Annotated in this window: 3 protein-coding genes; all 3 read right to left on the bottom strand. The window is 36.4% G+C overall.

Translation table 11 applies throughout. From position 1 onward, the window contains the following. Positions 1–213: 213 nt before the first annotated feature. Positions 214–435, bottom strand: coding sequence for a winged helix-turn-helix domain-containing protein (locus HE1_RS10140; protein WP_084490777.1), 222 nt, complete (start codon positions 433–435; stop codon positions 214–216). A gap of 107 nt (positions 436–542) precedes the next feature. Further along, positions 543–701 carry a hypothetical protein gene (locus HE1_RS08475; RefSeq protein WP_162531121.1) on the bottom strand — a complete coding sequence of 53 codons (159 nt, stop codon included), beginning with the start codon at positions 699–701 and terminating at the stop codon, positions 543–545. Between the two features lie 299 nt (positions 702–1,000). After that, positions 1,001–1,351: a hypothetical protein gene (locus HE1_RS00320; RefSeq protein WP_035543292.1), complete on the bottom strand. Its 351-nt coding sequence runs from the start codon at positions 1,349–1,351 to the stop codon at positions 1,001–1,003. Between the last annotated feature and the right edge of the window lie 189 nt (positions 1,352–1,540).

Here is a 1,540-nt window from a genome sequence, read left to right as displayed (position 1 = left end):
TATAGCTAAAAAAAAGACTTTTTGCACTTAGAAGCAAACCAAGAAAATTAAAGCAGAAAATTAATAGAATCTGTAAAATACAGTATAATTTTTCTACCTCCTTGCTCTTGTGATTTGAATCCAATAGAGAAATTCTGGGCTAATTGAAGAGGTGGACGATATAACTAAATTCCAACGCTCTATTCGACGCTATTTCGTGGTTCTTTAACATGTCTAATTCAACCTAAATACTATAGCTATTTCCCGGCTAATATTTATTTTAAATTCAGAAACTTTGTTTTGCTCTTGTTTGAAATGTTTAGGCCGGTGCTTAATATAGGAGTAATTTAAGTTCTTGATCTCTCGATGAACGGTTGACTTGCTAATCCCTATATTAAAGACATTTTCTATTTTTATTCGAATTACCTTTATGGTTAGCTGAGTGTCGTTAACCATTCCAAGATTTGCTCTCTTTGCGTAGCGTTAAGTTTGTTTTTCCTTTTGCGCTCCGCAGGTGCGTTAAGTCTTTTTATCGAGCTGACTTGATCCACGAAGTCAGATTGTTATGTCGTAAATTTTTGCAACTTGACTAATGCCATGAGTACTGGCTGAAATTCCGCTTCTAATTTACGTGATATTCGTTTAGCTTTTCCAATCTCCCCAAGCTGATATTTCGCTTCTTCTGCTACTTGCGCGGTTGATAATTTATTTAGCGCGTTCATATTGATTAACATCTGAGTAGTCTTCGATATCTTTTCGTAGCTCGTTCATAGCACTATCACTCTTGGTAGCAGGTTATTATGTTTTGTTTTAAAGACCTCTTATACTAGAATCGGGTGCCAGATAAATTCACACAAAAACCTATTCTATCCTTGGCCATACTTAGTTTTTCGTTTGCTCTGACCTCAAGGACTTTTTTGCAAAAATCAAGGGAATATGTCATCTTCAATCAGATCGTTAAAGTTTAGATAATTGTAGGCAAATTATTGTAGATTAGCTATAAATGTCTTTATAAATCCCGTCATTTGATTACATACTCCCCCTCACTTTTTTTCAGGTAGTTTAAAAGATCGCTGAAATCAAAGAATAAGAGTTTATCTTTGATCCACCTGAGCCCCCTTGTGAAGTATGAATAGAAAGGCGCTCTGACTATTTTTTTGTAAGCACATTCTTGTGTAAGGCCCGTTATAGAAGCGTATAAAATAGCAACAGCGACAATGGTCATAAGTTTGGAAAGTCTTCCCAAATCTTTCATAGGGGTATTTTCAAGGTTAACCCCTTGCGTTTTCATAGTTCTGAACAGCCGTTCAATGTCCCCTCTTTGTTTGTTTAGTACCCGGTCTTTATCTTGGGCAAATGACAAGGTGCTCATCTTTAATCTTTTTACTTACGCCCCCCCCATAGGATCATCCAGCATGTTACAGATGGCGGCTTTCGTCCGTATTTAGGTGAATAAAAAAATCCTTCAAAGGCTTTTTAGAGGTGCCGAAGTTGGCCAATGGATTATCTTTTATACGGATAAAAAAGGGATCGTGTAGTCACACAAATAAGTCACACAAAT

Origin of the sequence: Holospora elegans E1, from assembly GCF_000648275.1 — a bacterium.
Taxonomy (GTDB): domain Bacteria; phylum Pseudomonadota; class Alphaproteobacteria; order Holosporales; family Holosporaceae; genus Holospora; species Holospora undulata_A.
Note: the sequence above shows the minus strand (reverse complement) of the source record. Positions and strands in the feature narration are given on the sequence as shown.